Origin of the sequence: Curtobacterium sp. C2H10 (genome assembly GCF_025407985.1) — a bacterium.
Classification (GTDB): Bacteria; Actinomycetota; Actinomycetes; order Actinomycetales; family Microbacteriaceae; genus Curtobacterium.
Map to the genome: position 1 here is coordinate 92,281 of NZ_JABXGF010000002.1, position 14,079 is coordinate 106,359.

The window sequence follows — 14,079 nt, forward strand, 5'->3', positions numbered from 1 at the left end:
TGAAACACGGTGTTCACAACGGATTCCCTTGCTTTCTGGGCGATGGCGCTGCAATGCTGTCCGGCATGGCGGCAGCACCACGACGTCCGGGACCGATCGACGACACCTCGAAGCGGATCATCGAACAACTCCAGGCGGACGGGCGCCGTCCGTACGGCGAGATCGGCAAGGCGGTCGGTCTCAGCGAAGCGGCGGTCCGGCAGCGCGTCCAGAAGCTGACCGAGACCGGCGTCATGCAGATCGTCGCGGTGACGGACCCCCTGCAACTCGGGTTCCACCGCCAGGCGATGATCGGCATCCGGGTCAGCGGCGACACCCGAACCGTCGCCGACGAACTCGAACGGCTCCCGGCGGTCGACTACCTCGTCATGACCGCCGGGAGCTTCGACCTCATGGTCGAGGTCGTCTGCGAGGACGACGACGACCTGATCGAACTCCTGAACGGCACCATCCGGGCGATCCCGGGCGTCGCCGGCACCGAGACCTTCGTCTACCTGCAACTCCGCAAACAGCTCTACGACTGGGGAACGCGATGACCATCTCCGAACGACCCACCACCCGTCTCGGCTCGTACGACCCGTTCGCACCGGTGGACGACGCCGCGCTGCAGCAGAAGTCGCGCGACCACCTGTGGATGCACTTCGCCCGGCACGGTGCGAACCAGGCCGGTGCCGACGTGCCGATCATGGTCCGCGGCGAGGGGCACCACGTCTACGACAGCCACGGCAAGGAGTACATCGACGGGCTCTCCGGCCTGTTCGTCGTCGCCGCGGGCCACGGCCGGAAGCGCCTGGCCGAGATGGCCGCCAAGCAGGCCGAGACGCTGTCGTTCTTCCCGATCTGGTCGTACGCGCACCCCGCGGCGATCGAGCTCGCGGACCGGTTGGCCGACCACGCCCCCGGCGACCTCAACAAGGTGTTCTTCTCGACCGGTGGCGGCGAGGCCGTCGAGACCGCGTTCAAGCTCGCGAAGTACTACTGGAAGCTCCGCGGCAAGCCGATGAAGCACAAGGTGATCTCCCGCGCGGTCGCGTACCACGGCACCCCGCAGGGAGCGCTCGCGATCACGGGCATCCCGGCGATGAAGCAGATGTTCGAGCCGCTCGCGCCGGGTGGCTTCCGCGTGCCGAACACGAACTACTACCGCGCCGCCGAGATGGGCTTCGCCGGCGAGAGCGAGGAGGAGTTCGGCTTCTGGGCGGCCGAGCGCATCCGCGAGATGATCGAGTTCGAGGGTCCGGACACCGTCGCCGCGGTCTTCCTCGAACCGGTGCAGAACTCCGGCGGCTGCTTCACCCCGCCGCCCGGGTACTTCCAGCGGGTCCGCGAGATCTGCGACGAGTACGACGTGCTGCTGGTCTCCGACGAGGTGATCTGCGCGTTCGGTCGGATCGGCACCATGTTCGCGTGCGACACCTACGGCTTCGTGCCGGACATGATCACGTGCGCGAAGGCGATGACCTCGGGCTACTCCCCCATCGGCGCGACGATCATCAGCGACAAGCTCTTCGAGCCGTTCTCCACGGGCGACACGACCTTCTACCACGGGTACACGTTCGGCGGGCACCCGGTCTCCGCCGCCGTCGCGATGGAGAACCTCGACATCTTCGAGGAAGAGGGGCTCCTGCAGAACGTCCAGCAGAACGCCCCGCTCTTCAAGGCCGAGCTCGACACGCTGCGCGACCTGCCCATCGTCGGGGACGTCCGTGGTGACGGGTACTTCTACGGCATCGAACTCGTGAAGGACAAGGCCACCAAGACGACCTTCGACGACGCCGAGTCGGAGCGCCTGCTCCGCGGGTTCCTGTCGAAGGCGCTGTTCGACGCCGGGCTGTACTGCCGTGCCGACGACCGCGGCGACCCCGTCGTGCAGCTCGCGCCACCGCTCACCATCGGGCAGCCGGAGTTCCGCGAGATGACCTCGATCCTGCGGAGCGTCCTGTCCGAGGCCTGGACGAAGATCTGACCGTGACCGGCTACCGGGGCGTCTCGTTCTGGCTCGACGCGCTCGTCACGAGTGGCCGCGACGACCTGACGCCCCGCCCGCCGCTCGACGGCGACACCACCGCGGACGTCTGCATCGTCGGCGGTGGACTGACCGGTCTCTGGACCGCGTGGTACCTGCACCAGGCCGACCCGCGCCTCCAGGTCGTCGTCGTGGAACGCGAGATCGCGGGCTTCGGCGCGTCCGGACGCAACGGCGGCTGGTGCTCCGCACTGTTCCCGCGGTCCGCCGAGGCGATCGCCCGCGAGCACGGCCGCGACGCGGCCCTCGCCCTGCGTCGGGCGATGCGCGACACCGTCGACGAGGTCGGGCGCGCAGCGTCCGAGGCCGGAGTCGACTGCGACTACGTCAAGGGCGGCACCGTCCTCTACGCGCGCTCCGTCGTGCAGGAACGCGCGGCCCGCGACGAGGTCGCCGCCTCGGACGCGTGGGGCGACGACATGACGTACCGCGACGCACGGCCCGGCGATGCCGCCGGATCGGCCGGTGTCGCGTGGACGCCGGACTGCGCGCGGGTCCAGCCCGCAGCGCTGGTGCGCGGCCTGGCGGCGGCCCTGGAGGCGCGGGGCGTCCGGATCGCGGAGCACACGCCCGCCGTCTCGTGGGGTCCAGGGCACGTGGTCACGTCGCGCGGGACCGTCACCGCCGGTGCCGTGGTCATCGCGGTCGAGGGCTACGGCGCGCAGCTCGAGCAGACGAAGCGGCGCATCCTGCCGCTGTACTCGCTCATGATCGCGACCGCTCCCCTGCCGGTCGCGGTGTGGGACCGTGTCGGGCTCGAACACGGGCAGACGTTCTCCGACTACCGGCACCTGCTCGTGTACGGGCAGCGCACGGCGGACGACCGACTGGCGTTCGGCGGACGCGGAGCCCGCTACCACTGGGGGTCAGCGATCACCCCCGGCTACGACCGGGTACCACGCGTGTTCGAGCACCTGCGGCGGTCCCTGGTCGAGCTGTTCCCCGCCGTCGCCGACGCCCCGGTCACCCACACGTGGGGCGGACCCCTCGGGGTGCCCCGGGACTGGTGCGCCTCGGTCACGTGGGACGGCCACGTCGGGACCGCCGGCGGCTACGTCGGCGACGGCCTGTCCACGACGAACCTCGCCGGACGGACGCTCGCCGACCTCGTGCGGGGTGTGTCCTCGCCGCTGACCGCGCTGCCGTGGGTGAACCACCGGTCGCCGGACTGGGAGCCGGAGCCGCTGCGGTTCCTCGGGGCGAACGCCGGGCTCGTGGCCACCGACCTGGCCGACCGCGAGGAAGCACTGACCGGGCGGCCGAGCCTCGCCGCCCGCCTGATGGCACCGCTGACCGGAGGACACTGATGGCTGCACTCGATGCCGACGTCGTCGTCGTGGGGGCTGGGGTCGCCGGGCTCGCCGCTGCTCGAGCGCTCGTGCAGGGCGGGCAGCGCGTCGTCGTGCTCGAAGCCCGCGACCGCATCGGTGGCCGCACCTGGACCGACGACGAGATCGGGGTGCCGGTCGACCTCGGAGCCTCGTGGATCCACGGCATCGAAGGGAACCCGCTCTGGTCCCTGGCGTCCGCGTTCGGGATCGAGACCGTCGAGTTCACCGTCGGCAGCTTCCAGTTCGACGGGCGGCCGATCGGCTGGCACGCCCCGTCCGGACGGCGGTTGACCGCGCCCGAGGCCGCGTCGTTCGTCGCGGACCTGCACACCGTCGACGCGGCCCTCGCCGCGGTGGTCGCCGACGCCCCGCCGCCGGCGACCTACGCGTCCGCCGTCGACACCGCGCTGCGGTCCCTGCAGTGGCAGGGCGACCGGGCCGCGCGGATCCGCGAGTACACGGCGCACCGCTCCGAAGACCTCTGCGGCGCCCCGGTCACCGTGCTCGACGCGCACGGGCTCGACGAGGAGCACGTCGCCGGCGACGAGGTGGTGTTCCCCGGCGGCTACGCCCAGTACGCGCACGCCCTGGCGGCCGGGCTCGACGTGCGGCTGTCCTCCGTCGTCGCCGCCGTGCGCTCGTCGTCCTCGGGCGTGGTCGTCGGGCTCGCCGACGGGACGACCGTGTCCGCTGCGGAGGTCGTCGTCACGGCGCCCCTCGGCGTGCTGCAGGCCGGCGCGATCACGTTCGAGCCACCGCTCGAGCCCGCGGTGCTCGACGCGATGGGCCGACTCGGGATGGGCGTCTACGACAAGGTGTTCCTGCGGTTCCCCGAGCGCTTCTGGGGTGACGACTGGGTGGTGCGGCAGCAGGGTCCGGCCGGGGTCGACTGGCACTCCTGGTACGACATGTCCCGGGTGACCGGCGAACCGGTGCTCGCGGCGCTCGTGGGCGGTGCCGGCGCGCGGCGGATCGAGTCGCTGCCCGATGCCCTGGTCGTCGACGAGGCGGTCGAGGCGCTGCGCCGGATGTTCGGGCCCACGGTCCCGGAGCCGGACGGCGTGCGGATCACCCGGTGGGCGGCGGACCCCTTCGCGCGCGGGTCGTACTCGTACCTGCACGTGGGGGCGTCACCGGACGACCACGACCTGCTCGGCACCCCGTCGGGGCGGGTGCAGCTCGCCGGTGAGGCCACGTGGGGCGACGACCCCGCGACGGTGCACGGGGCGCTGCTCTCCGGGCTGCGGGCGGCGGGGCGGTTGCTCGGGCACGAGGTGTCGGCCGGGTCGTTGGCGGGGCCGCTGCCCGGCTGACGGGCGGGGCCGGAGTCGGCCGGATCCGGCCGGCACCCGCCGCCCGGTCGGGCGTGACGCTCCGTCAGTCGAAGGCCGGGGTGTCCGCCGAGCACCGCACCGCGTCGCCCGGCCGCGCCGACGTCTCGCTCGCGATCTCGCGCTTCCCGTCGAGCAGGATCCGGCACGTCGCCGTGGCCCCGGCGCCCGGCGTCGCCCGCACCGACGCCCGCTGTTCGGCGAGGACGATCGCGTCGTGCTCCCATTGCGACCCGTCGCCGTCCGAGGACCCGGTCTCCTGCTCGTCGAGCCGGTGCACCGCGGGCGCTTCGCCCCGTCGCTCGGCACCCTCGACCCGCACGTCCGTGAGCGCGGCCCCGCTCGGCTGGTCGACGCGGACCTCGTAGGTCACGGACCAGGCATCGCCCGTCTGCTGCTGGACGAAGCTGCACCCGGTCGCGAACACCGCGACGGAGCCGGCGACCACGGCGGCGGCGAGGAGACGGACGGTGGGACGGTTGCGTTCGGACATGCCACCAGCCTGCGCACCGACCGCCCGCGGATCGTCCTCCGGGCGACGCGACCCCGTGCGACGACGGATCGATCCCGGGTCCTCCGAGCGGTTGACATCGGCACCGTCCGCCCGCGCAGTCAGTACCGTCGACCGCATGGGAACCGTGCTGCCAGGCGTGATCGCGTTCGTCGTGGGGGTCGTCCTCGCCGTCGGGGCGCTCGTGCCGTGGACGGCGTGGGAGTACCGCCGTCACGGGCAGCTCGGCTTCCGACGCTCGCTCGTCGCGTTCGGCACGCTCGTCTACGCCCTCGCGCTCGTCACCTACACGCTGCTGCCGCTGCCCGACGACGTCGCGACGATGTGCCGGAACACGGCCTCGCCGCAGCTGACGCCGTTCGCGTTCCTCGGGGACGTCGCGAAGGAGGGCGGGATCTCCGGACCCCGGTCGCTGCTGTCCAACCCGGCGTCCGCGCAGGTCCTGTTCAACGTGCTGCTCTTCGTGCCCCTCGGTGCACTCGCCCGGCACGCGGTCGCCCGGAGGCGCGTGTTCGCCGGCCTGCTCGTCGGGCTCGGCGCCGGGTTCGTGGTGTCCCTGCTCATCGAGACGACGCAGCTCACCGGCGACTGGTTCCTCTACCCGTGCTCGTACCGCCTCTTCGACGTCGACGACCTGCTCGCGAACACGACCGGCGCCGTGGTCGGCACGCTCCTCGCCCCGCTCGTGGGGCTGCTCGCCGGGTCGGGGCGGACCACCGACGCGGACGCCCCGCGCCCGGTCACCGCGGCACGACGGTTCTCCGGCATGCTCGCGGACGTGCTGGCGATCTGGCTCCTGTCCGGCACGCTGAGCGTCGGGACCGCCCTGGTGTGGGCGATCGCCGGGCGGGACGACCAGGACCCGGTGCTCGGCACGCTCATCACCGCCGGTGCCCTGGTCGCCCCGTTCGCACAGCTCGTGGTCGTGCTCGCGACAGGCCGGACCCTCGGTGAGCACGTCGTCCGGCTCCGTCCGGCCCCGACACCGGGGACCGGGAGGCGCGTGGTGCGCTGGGCGCTCGGCTCCGGCGGGTGGGCGGCACTGCTCGCCGTGGACGTCCCGTTCTCCGCGTTCCTCGCGTTCGTGCTCGCGGTGACGTCGGTCATCGCGGTGTGGGCGACACGCGGCCGGCGTGGGTTCGCGCTCGCGGTGATCCGGGCGGAGGTCGAGGACGACCGGGTGCCGGCGCGCGTCGGCTGAGGGGGTCCGACGGGTGCCCCGCGCCGGCAAGAGCGCGGGACACCCTGGGCTCAACCCTTGCGCCACACGTCGTGCAGGAGCCGGGCCAGGGTCACGAGCAACGTCGCGATCCCCAACCACGGCACCTGACGGCGTCGACGCGGTTCGTCGTCGGAGGACATCCGAACCACCTTCCGTGTCAGCGCCGGCGGACACGAAGAGCAGGGGCCGAGGGACGTGCGACCCGACGGTGATCGGGCTACGCTGGCTCCAAGTTCAAGCTCGGGACGCATCGTGTCCCTCGTTCTCCACTCGGAGAGCAAATCGAAGCCCATCGCTGTTGTCCCAGCGGTGGGCTTCATCCTTGCTCGGGCCACGCTCCGGCGGTGACGCGGCCCGCCACCAGCCTACTGATGTTCCATGTTCCGGTGAGAGCGACACGGGGGTCGTACTGACCGGACGCTCACGGGTCGCACGGGCCCGGAACGGTGTTCGAGTGCCACACTCGGAGCCGTGACGACGACGCGGACCACACCCCGGCACGAGCACCGCGGGCCGGTCGCCGTCGCCGTGCTGGTGAACCTCGCGCTGAGCCTGTTCCTGCCCGACGAGGTCCTGTTCTTCCCGTCCTGGGTGGTCCCGCTCCTCGGGGTACTGCTCCTCACCCCGCTCATCGTGTTCAACCCTCGGCGGCTGACCCGTGAGACCACCTGGTCGCGGTGGCTGTCCACGGGCCTCGCGGTCCTGCTGACCGTCGCGAACCAGCTGACCGTCGTCCGCACGGTCGACGAGCTGCTGCACGGGCACCCCGACGGCGGCGCGGTGCTCCTGACCGCCCTGCAGGTCTGGGTGAGCAGCATCATCGCGTTCGGGCTCGTGTACTGGGAGCTCGACCGGGGCGGCCCCGTCGCCCGACGGCAGCCGGGGCTGTGGGTGACCGACCGCGCCGACTTCCAGTTCCCGCAGGAGACCGACCCGAAGACAGCGGCCTGGCGGCCGGTGTACCTCGACTACCTCTACGTCGCGCTGACGAACATGATGGCGTTCAGCCCGACGGACACGATGCCGATGACCATCCGGGCGAAGATGATCATGGCCTACCAGTCGATCGGCGGGTTCATCCTGCTGGCGCTCGTGATCTCTCGCGCGGTGAACATCATCAGCTGACCGAACTCCCGACGAGCGACTCCGACACGTCCCAGAGCCGAGCGGCGTCCTCGTCACGGAGCAACGGCGCCCACGGCTTCCGACGGCCGGCCGGTCCGCCGAGCTGCCCGGGTCCGGTCGGACCGACGAAGCCTCCGTCGAGGTCCGCGTCGGTCGCCGCGAGCAGGGCCGGCTCCGCCGCCGAGGCCGGGGTCCCGACGAGGAGGCCGCGCGCCGACAGCCAGCGGATCAGCCGGACGGCCACGGTGTCGCCCGAGCGTCCGATCTCCGGGCGTGCGGCGAGCAGGCTCGTGGGTGCGACGCCGGGGTGGCTGACCGCACTCGTGATCCCCCACCCGCCGGCCCGGCTCCTCCGACCGAGCTCGAGGGCGAAGAGCGCGCACGCGAGCTTCGACTGCCCGTACGCCCGCGCGACGTCGTAGTCCCGCTCGGACTGCAGGTCGTCCCACCGGATCGAGGCACGCTGCGCCGCCACGCTCGACTGCATCACGACCCGACCGTCGGCGGCACGGAGCAGGGGGAGCAGGGCGCCGACGAGTGCGACGTGCCCGAGGTGGTTCGTGCCGAACTGCAGCTCGAAGCCGTCCCGGGTCGTCTGCCGCTCCGGCGGGTTCATCACGCCGGCGTTCCCCACGAACACGTCGATCGGCGCGCCCTCGGACCGCATCCGCTCCCCGAGCGTCGACACGGACTCCAGCGAGGAGAGGTCCAGGTCCTCGAGCAGCACGGATGCATCCGGGTGCTGCGCGGCGATCCGGGCGACGGCCGCCGCTCCCTTGTCGCGGTTGCGCACCGGCACGACCACCTCCGCCCCGGCGCCGGCGAAGCGCGCGGCGATCTCCAGTCCGATGCCGTCGCTCGCTCCGGTCACCAGGACCCGGTGCCCGCCGAGGTCCGGGAGGGTGAGTCGTTCGTTCCGTGCCATGGTCCGCCTCTTCCGTCGTGGTGAGCACCCGATCCGGCACCCGAGACGATCGTCGCCGTGTCGTGGACGCGCAACCACGGCCTGACGATCCGTGGCTGCGGTCGACGCCCCGGGAGAGGATGGGCGCATGATCGACCGAGCGTCCCTCGCGGACTTCCTCCGCAGCCGTCGGACGGCCCTGCAGCCCGAGGACGTCGGCCTGCCCCGGGGCCAGCGCCGTCGCACGAGCGGGCTGCGGCGCGAGGAGGCGGCCTTGCTGAGCAACATGTCCGTCGACTACTACGCGCGGCTGGAACGGGAGCGCGGACCGCAGCCGTCCGACCAGATGCTCGCGTCGATCGCGCAGGGCCTGCGCCTCACGATCGCGGAGCGCGACCACCTCTTCCGCCTCGCCGGACACGAGCCCCCGACCGCGGCGTCCGGCGGCGAGCACGTCAGCCCCGGCATGATGCGCATCTTCGACCGACTCGCCGACAGCCCGGCCGAGATCGTCACCGAGCTGGGCGAGACGCTGCAGCAGACGTCCCTCGCCGCCGAACTCACCGGTGACGCCAGCGGCCGACGGGGCGACGACCGGAGCATCGGGTACCGGTGGTTCGACGACCCGGCATCCCGAGACGTCCACCCGGTCGAGGACCACCCCTTCCTGTCCCGGATGTACGCCTCGGGTCTCCGCACCGTCATCGCTCGCCGCGGACCCGACTCCCGGGCCGCACACCTGGCCGAACGGCTGCTCGCGACGAGCGAGGAGTTCCGCGAGGTCTGGGCGCGCCACGAGGTCGGCATCCGCCCGCGTGACGTGAAGACCTACCGCCACCCCGAGGTCGGGCTGCTCACCCTGCAGTGCCAGGTGCTGCAGGACCCCGACAGCTCGCAGAACCTGCTCGTGTACACCGCCGAACCCGGCAGCGAGACCGCCGAGCGACTTCGGCTGCTCGCCGTGGTCGGCTCGGCGGTCGGTCGCGCCTGACCTCGGAGGTCGTCAGGCGCCGTGTGCCTCCTCGGCCACCGGCTGCCACTCGCGCCAGGTCGCCAACCGCGACTCGTAGTCACGCTCCGCGATGCCGAGCGGCGCCTTGCCGAAGAACACCCGCAGCGGCGGCTCGTCCGCGTCGACGACCTTCAGGATCGCCGACCGGGTCGCCTTCGGCTTGCCCGGGTCGGCGGCGGACGGGCGCTTGGACGCGGCCTCGCGCACGTCGGCGTAGGCGGCGATCTCCTCGCTGTGCTTCGAGGACGGACCGGACCAGTCCGTCGAGAACCCGCCGGGCTCGACGAGGGTGACGTGGATGCCGAACCCGCCGACCTCCTGGGACAGCGACTGCGAGATCCCCTCGAGCGCCCACTTCGACGCGTGGTACGCCCCGACCGTCGGGAACGCACTGATCCCGCCGATGCTCGACACCTGGATGATGTGTCCGGACCCCTGCTCGCGCATGATCGGCAGCGCCGCCTGGGTGACCCAGAGCGCACCGAACAGGTTCGTCTCGAGCTGCGCGCGCACCTCGTCCTCGGTGAGCTCCTCGACCATGCCGAAGTGGCCGTAGCCGGCGTTGTTGACGACGACGTCGAGGGAGCCGAAGTGCTCGGCGGCACGCTGGACCGCGGCGATGTCGGCTGCACGGTCGGTGACGTCGAGCTGCAGTGCGAGGAACGTGTCCGGGTACTGGTCGACGAGGTCGTGCACGTCGTCGGGGTTGCGGGCGGTCCCGGCGACGGAGTCCCCGCGCTCGAGTGCCGCTTCCGTCCACTCGCGGCCGAAGCCCTTGGACGCGCCGGTGATGAACCAGGTCTTGCTCATGTGTCCTCCTGTTGTCTGACCGGATCAGCCAACGCCCGGGGCACGGGTGTCACCTCGACGCCCGGGGGACGCGCGCGCCGACCGGACAGCCCCTCGGGCGACACCGACTCACGCCCGGGGCGCCGCGAACTCCCGGTTGACGTCGTCCGGGTCCTGCACGGACAGGATCACGAGCCCGAACGGCGGCAGGCCGGTCACCTCGCCGTGCTCGATCCCCGCCGCGTCGAGCCGGCCCACCGCGGCGTGCAGCTCGTCGACCGAGGCGACCCGGAACGACACGTGGTCGAGGCCGACCCGGTCGGCGTCGAACCGGTCCCCCGCCGGCGCGACCGGCCGCAGGCCCAGGGTCTGCCCGCCGAACGTGAAGGAACACCCGCCGTAGGTCCGCCACGGGTCGTCGTGGATCGTCGGGTCGTCGATCTGGTCGCTGAAGTCGCTCCCGGGCGGCATCCCGAACAACTGCTCGTAGAACGCCTTGCTGCGTCGGATGTCGGTGACCGTCAACCGGACGTGCGAGAAGCCGAGCGGCGTGACGATGGGTTCGCTCATGCGTCCACACAACACCTCGAGGGGGTTGCGCTCGTTGATCGTGCGATCAACAATGGCGTCATGGACGTCATCACCGGCACACCGCAGCCGTCTCCCCTGCACGAGGACACCGGCCGACCCCGACGCCGCCTGCGCGTCGGCCTCGTGCAGTCCCGGTGGCTCGAGGATCCCGCGGCCCACCTTGCCCAGCTCGCGGACGGCATCGCGACGGCAGCGGCGAACGGCGCCACCGCGGTGTTCCTCCCCGAACTGACGCTCTCGCGCTACCCGGGCGACACCCCCGCGACCGGCGCACCGAAGGAGTCGGCCGAGTCGCTCGAGGACGGCCCGACGGTCGCGTTCGCCCGCGCCCAGGCGGCGGAGCACGGGGTGTTCGTGCACGCCTCGCTGTACGAGCGTCCGGCCGCCGACGACCGGCCCGAGGACCCGCGCGGCTACAACACGGCCGTCCTCGTCGCGCCGGACGGCACGCTGGTCGGACGGACGCGCAAGACGCACATCCCGATCAGCGCCGGCTACTACGAGGACACCTACTTCCGCCCGGGTTCCGACGCCGACGCCTTCCCGGTGTACGAGCCGGCCGGACTCGGCGCCCGTGTGGGCCTGCCGACCTGCTGGGACGAGTGGTTCCCCGAGGTCGCGCGGTCGTACGGTATCGCCGGCAGCGAGGTCCTCGCGTACCCGACGGCGATCGGGTCCGAGCCGTCGTTCCCCGCGTTCGACACCGCGCCGATCTGGCGGCAGGTCATCGTGGCGAACGGCATCACCTCGGGGCAGTTCATGGTGGTCCCGAACCGCTGGGGCGACGAGGGCGACATCACCTTCTACGGCTCGTCGTTCATCTCCGACCCGTTCGGCCGCGTCCTCGTCGAGGCACCGCGGGACGCGAGTGTCGTGCTCGTCGCGGACCTCGACCTCGACGCCCGCACGGAGTGGCTCCGGCTCTTCCCCTTCTACGTCACGCGCCGACCGGACCTGTACGGCACGCTCGTCGCCCCCGTCGACGAGGAACGCCACGCGTACGGCGCACGCGACGCGATCGACGCGGCCATCGCCGTGGCGGCGACCCCCGCCGGACGCGAGGTGCGCGCATGACGTGGGTCATGCCTCCCGAGACCGCCCCGCAGGAACGCACCTGGATGGCGTTCCCGCGGCCCGGGCTGACGCTCGGCGACGACCCGGCGAGCGCCGAGGCGGCGCGTGCCGTCTGGGCGGCGACCGCGAACGCGATCAGCGAGTACCAGGCCGTCACCGTGGCCGTCGACCCGGTCGCGCGCGACGACGCCCGACGCCTCCTGTCCGGCGCCGTGGACGTGCTCGAGGCGCCCCTCGACGACTTCTGGATGCGCGACATCGGTCCGACGTTCGTGGTCGACGACGTGACCGGGGCCCGTGGCGCGGTGGACTGGGTCTTCAACGGCTGGGGCGCGAACCCGTGGTCGACGTGGACGCGCGACGCCGAGGTCGCCGCCACGGTCGCCGCGGCCGCCGGGGTGGAACGGATCCCGTCGCTGCTCGTGAACGAGGGCGGGGCGATCCACGTCGACGGGACCGGACGCGTCCTCGTCACCGAGACGGTCCAGCTCGATCCCCGACGGAACCCCTACGCCGACCGCGCGCGGGTGGAGCAGGAGCTGGCGCGGACGATCGGCGCGACCGACGTGGTCTGGCTGCCCCGCGGTCTCACCCGCGACTACGACGGCTTCGGCACCCGGGGGCACGTCGACATGGTGGCGACCTTCGCCGGCGCCGCGATGGACACCGTGCTGCTGCACGCCCAGCCGGACCCCGGCCACCCGGACCACCTCGTGATGCCGATCGTCCGACGGGCGATCGAGGAGGCCACGGACGCCACCATCGTCGAGCTGCCCGCACCCGCGACGCTCGCCGACGCCGACGGACCCGTCGACTGGAACTACGTGAACCACGTGGTGGTGAACGGCGCGGTGATCGCGTGCGGGTTCGGGGAGCCGGCGGCGGACGAGCGGGCGCGGGGGATCCTCGCGGACGTGTACCCGGGGCGCGAGGTGCGGACGATCGACGCGCGCGAGGTGTTCGCGCGCGGCGGTGGGCTGCACTGCATCACGCAGCAGGAGCCCGCGGCGCGGTAGACGTCAGGCCGCCGGCGCCCCGAGCCCCACCCGCGGCTGCAACCAGTCGAGCCCCGCGGCGAGCGCCGCCCGCGCCGTCACCCAGCTGTGCCGCCCACCCGGCACGACCCACGTCGCGACGTGCATCCCCGCTGCCCGCGCCCGCCCGGCCATCACGGGCATCACGGGCCCGTAGGTGGTGTCGAGGGCCCCGGCCGCGAAGAACGCGTTCGAGTCCCGGAACGGCGCACCGGCACGCAGCAGCGCCGCCGGCTGCGCAGCCGCCCACGCCGCCCGGTTCCCGGCGAACCCCTCGTCGACGGTCTTCGTCTCGCTGCCGAGCGTGGGCCCGTCCTCGCCGGAGACGTCGATGAGGTTGCCGAACCGCGAGGGGTCCCCCGCCCCGAGCTGGATCGCGCACGTCCCACCCTGCGAGAACCCGCCGATGGTCCACGCGGAGGCCGCGGTCTGCACCCGCAGGTGGCTCGTCACCCACGCCGGGACGTCCTCGGTGAGGTAGGTCCGGCTGTTGCCGAGCGCCCCGTCGACGCACATCGGGTTCGCCGACCGCGGGCCGAGCTGGTCGGGCACGACGACGATCGGTGCGAGGCCACGGTCGACGGTCGCGAGCGCGTCCATCGTCTGCTCGATCGCCCCGCCGGTCTGCACGTCCTCGGGGCCGGCACCGCGGGACTGGCCGGACAGGAGCACGTCGACGGGCAGCGCCGGTGGGTCGGCGGTGAGCGCGGCCGGGGGCAGGTACAGCAGTGCCTGGCGTGCGACGAAGTGCGATCGCGTGGCCGGGATGGTCACCCGGAGCAGCCGCCCCTGCGTCGGCAGGTCGGCCGGTGCGGTCCACGTCCTCGCCAGGTCGACGCTCGCCGGAGCGGGAGTGGACCCGGGTGCCTCGGCAGCGGGGATCCCGCCGGCCGTGGTCGCGATCGGGGCGTGCGCGGAGGGGGGTGCGCTCGGCACGGTCGTCGCGCGGGCCGTGGAGGCGCGGCTCGGCTCCGCAGCGACGGCCCGCCCGCCAGCGGCGGAGCCCGTCCCACCCGCACCGGTCGCGTGGGCGACACCCCACCCACCGGCCGCGCCGAGCGCGAGGCCGACCACCAGCCCGGCGGCGAGCAGTCCTCGTGTCCGTGTCATCGGTCGTCCTCGTCCGTCG

The 14,079-nt window shown here is 72.8% G+C and carries 14 protein-coding genes; 9 read left to right on the plus strand and 5 right to left on the minus strand.

Annotation, left to right across the window (positions count from 1 at the left end):
• Positions 1-53 precede the first annotated feature (53 nt).
• From HWD93_RS01620 to HWD93_RS01635, 4 genes are read left to right on the plus strand one after another with little or no spacing between them, the layout of a single operon-like run.
• Positions 54-536 carry an Lrp/AsnC family transcriptional regulator gene (locus tag HWD93_RS01620; protein WP_070417426.1) on the plus strand — a complete coding sequence of 161 codons (483 nt, stop codon included), beginning with the start codon at positions 54-56 and terminating at the stop codon, positions 534-536.
• Positions 533-1,966 (plus strand): aspartate aminotransferase family protein, encoded by a 1,434-nt coding sequence (locus HWD93_RS01625; RefSeq protein WP_070417427.1) that lies wholly within the window; start codon positions 533-535, stop codon positions 1,964-1,966. Before HWD93_RS01620 ends, HWD93_RS01625 begins: the two co-directional genes overlap by 4 nt.
• A 2-nt stretch (positions 1,967-1,968) precedes the next feature.
• The gene (locus HWD93_RS01630) at positions 1,969-3,333 is read left to right on the plus strand and encodes an FAD-binding oxidoreductase (protein ID WP_261645839.1); all 1,365 of its coding nucleotides are present in this window, start codon (positions 1,969-1,971) and stop codon (positions 3,331-3,333) included.
• Complete coding sequence (locus HWD93_RS01635; protein ID WP_261645840.1) at positions 3,333-4,670, plus strand: NAD(P)/FAD-dependent oxidoreductase; 1,338 nt, start codon at positions 3,333-3,335, stop codon at positions 4,668-4,670. Before HWD93_RS01630 ends, HWD93_RS01635 begins: the two co-directional genes overlap by 1 nt.
• 64 nt (positions 4,671-4,734) lie before the next feature.
• Here HWD93_RS01635 and HWD93_RS01640 read toward each other — a convergent pair whose 3' ends face one another.
• Entirely contained in the window at positions 4,735-5,181 is a 447-nt protein-coding gene (locus HWD93_RS01640; protein WP_261645841.1) for a hypothetical protein, read from the minus strand.
• Positions 5,182-5,317: 136 nt separating this feature from the next.
• Here HWD93_RS01640 and HWD93_RS01645 point away from each other — a divergent pair, with 136 nt between their 5' ends.
• Both HWD93_RS01645 and HWD93_RS01650 read left to right on the plus strand, forming a co-directional pair.
• Complete coding sequence (locus HWD93_RS01645; protein ID WP_261645842.1) at positions 5,318-6,400, plus strand: VanZ family protein; 1,083 nt, start codon at positions 5,318-5,320, stop codon at positions 6,398-6,400.
• Positions 6,401-6,892: 492 nt separating this feature from the next.
• Positions 6,893-7,546 carry a DUF1345 domain-containing protein gene (locus HWD93_RS01650; protein WP_261645843.1) on the plus strand — a complete coding sequence of 218 codons (654 nt, stop codon included), beginning with the start codon at positions 6,893-6,895 and terminating at the stop codon, positions 7,544-7,546.
• Here the strand turns inward: HWD93_RS01650 and HWD93_RS01655 are convergent.
• On the minus strand, positions 7,539-8,471 hold the full coding sequence (locus HWD93_RS01655; RefSeq protein WP_261645844.1) for an SDR family oxidoreductase: 933 nt from the start codon (positions 8,469-8,471) through the stop codon (positions 7,539-7,541). The genes HWD93_RS01650 and HWD93_RS01655 overlap by 8 nt on opposite strands.
• A 127-nt stretch (positions 8,472-8,598) precedes the next feature.
• On the opposite strand from HWD93_RS01655, the gene HWD93_RS01660 reads away from it, so the two are divergent.
• Positions 8,599-9,441, plus strand: a complete 843-nt coding sequence (locus HWD93_RS01660; protein WP_261645845.1) for a helix-turn-helix transcriptional regulator — start codon at positions 8,599-8,601, stop codon at positions 9,439-9,441.
• Between the two features lie 12 nt (positions 9,442-9,453).
• Here the strand turns inward: HWD93_RS01660 and HWD93_RS01665 are convergent, their stop codons facing one another.
• Together HWD93_RS01665 and HWD93_RS01670 are read right to left on the minus strand one after the other, a co-directional pair.
• A complete protein-coding gene (locus HWD93_RS01665; protein ID WP_261645846.1) occupies positions 9,454-10,272 on the minus strand; it encodes an SDR family oxidoreductase in 819 nt (272 codons plus the stop codon).
• A gap of 108 nt (positions 10,273-10,380) precedes the next feature.
• Positions 10,381-10,821, minus strand: a complete 441-nt coding sequence (locus tag HWD93_RS01670; RefSeq protein ID WP_261645847.1) for a VOC family protein — start codon at positions 10,819-10,821, stop codon at positions 10,381-10,383.
• 60 nt (positions 10,822-10,881) lie between these two features.
• Here HWD93_RS01670 and HWD93_RS01675 point away from each other — a divergent pair, with 60 nt between their 5' ends.
• Complete coding sequence (locus tag HWD93_RS01675; RefSeq protein WP_261645848.1) at positions 10,882-11,916, plus strand: nitrilase-related carbon-nitrogen hydrolase; 1,035 nt, start codon at positions 10,882-10,884, stop codon at positions 11,914-11,916.
• The gene (locus HWD93_RS01680) at positions 11,913-12,932 is read left to right on the plus strand and encodes an agmatine/peptidylarginine deiminase (RefSeq protein WP_261645849.1); all 1,020 of its coding nucleotides are present in this window, start codon (positions 11,913-11,915) and stop codon (positions 12,930-12,932) included. The genes HWD93_RS01675 and HWD93_RS01680 overlap by 4 nt, the downstream gene beginning before the upstream one ends.
• A 3-nt stretch (positions 12,933-12,935) precedes the next feature.
• Here HWD93_RS01680 and HWD93_RS01685 read toward each other — a convergent pair whose 3' ends face one another.
• A complete protein-coding gene (locus HWD93_RS01685) occupies positions 12,936-14,060 on the minus strand; it encodes an esterase family protein (protein ID WP_261645850.1) in 1,125 nt (374 codons plus the stop codon).
• Between the last annotated feature and the right edge of the window lie 19 nt (positions 14,061-14,079).

Coding starts and splice junctions, on each gene's coding strand:
- HWD93_RS01620 (WP_070417426.1), top strand. CDS start 54: ATGCTGTCCGGCATGGCGGCAGCACCACGACGTCCGGGACCGATCGAC.
- HWD93_RS01625 (WP_070417427.1), top strand. CDS start 533: ATGACCATCTCCGAACGACCCACCACCCGTCTCGGCTCGTACGACCCG.
- HWD93_RS01635 (WP_261645840.1), top strand. CDS start 3,333: ATGGCTGCACTCGATGCCGACGTCGTCGTCGTGGGGGCTGGGGTCGCC.
- HWD93_RS01640 (WP_261645841.1), bottom strand. CDS start 5,181: ATGTCCGAACGCAACCGTCCCACCGTCCGTCTCCTCGCCGCCGCCGTG.
- HWD93_RS01645 (WP_261645842.1), top strand. CDS start 5,318: ATGGGAACCGTGCTGCCAGGCGTGATCGCGTTCGTCGTGGGGGTCGTC.
- HWD93_RS01655 (WP_261645844.1), bottom strand. CDS start 8,471: ATGGCACGGAACGAACGACTCACCCTCCCGGACCTCGGCGGGCACCGG.
- HWD93_RS01660 (WP_261645845.1), top strand. CDS start 8,599: ATGATCGACCGAGCGTCCCTCGCGGACTTCCTCCGCAGCCGTCGGACG.
- HWD93_RS01665 (WP_261645846.1), bottom strand. CDS start 10,272: ATGAGCAAGACCTGGTTCATCACCGGCGCGTCCAAGGGCTTCGGCCGC.
- HWD93_RS01670 (WP_261645847.1), bottom strand. CDS start 10,821: ATGAGCGAACCCATCGTCACGCCGCTCGGCTTCTCGCACGTCCGGTTG.
- HWD93_RS01675 (WP_261645848.1), top strand. CDS start 10,882: ATGGACGTCATCACCGGCACACCGCAGCCGTCTCCCCTGCACGAGGAC.
- HWD93_RS01680 (WP_261645849.1), top strand. CDS start 11,913: ATGACGTGGGTCATGCCTCCCGAGACCGCCCCGCAGGAACGCACCTGG.
- HWD93_RS01685 (WP_261645850.1), bottom strand. CDS start 14,060: ATGACACGGACACGAGGACTGCTCGCCGCCGGGCTGGTGGTCGGCCTC.